Below are 705 nucleotides of genomic sequence, written 5' to 3' on the forward strand. Positions count from 1 at the left end.
ACTTACGACCTTGCAGATTTGCTGGTGGGCGTAAGTAAGACCAATCAGGTGGATTAGTAGCACGGTTAATATTAAGAGCCAGTGCTTCACCTAACTCAATGGCTGTGGCATGGAATGCTTCTACCGTGTAATAAATCCAACTGGATTCCACATTACGGTACGCAGTGTACAGGTTAGAACCAGGAACAAAGGAACCCAGTTTAAAGCCTATATTAGCTGTAGCCATCTGAATCTGTTTATCACGTACAGTAACAGTAGCTTGAGAGTTAAGGTCATTAGGTGGAGCAACACCAAACCAAACAGTAGTAGCCCCCTGGAACCAAATCTCCAGATTAGGATTGCCCCAGTTGGTTCTCATCCATGCAAGCATTGCTTTGTTAGACGATTCAAAAGCAGTCATTAAAGCAGGCCATGTAGAAGAATTAACATCCTTCATATACATGGTTTCCCACGGATTAGCTTCAATGAAGTAATCAGGTTTAACACCCAAACCTTTAACCATATCGTCAATAGCCAGTAGTGCATCACCTGGGGAATTACTGGAAGTATTCCACCATTTGTGAGTACCTACCGTCATACCTGCACCACCAGCAGCTACGTAAATAGGCACTCCCTGAATAGGACGTAACCCAGCTTTCTCTGCCAAAGTCAGACGTACCGTAGAATCGGATACCTTGTCTTTACGACCAATTGCCCCATTATCTG

General features: G+C 44.1%; 1 protein-coding gene. It reads right to left on the reverse strand.

The window, feature by feature from the left end:
• On the reverse strand, positions 1 to 705 hold a 705-nt coding region (locus Y882_RS20320), incomplete at both ends, for a hypothetical protein (protein ID WP_211259220.1).

Source organism: Dyella japonica DSM 16301 (genome assembly GCF_001010355.1).
In the GTDB taxonomy this organism is placed as follows: domain Bacteria; phylum Pseudomonadota; class Gammaproteobacteria; order Xanthomonadales; family Rhodanobacteraceae; genus Dyella; species Dyella japonica.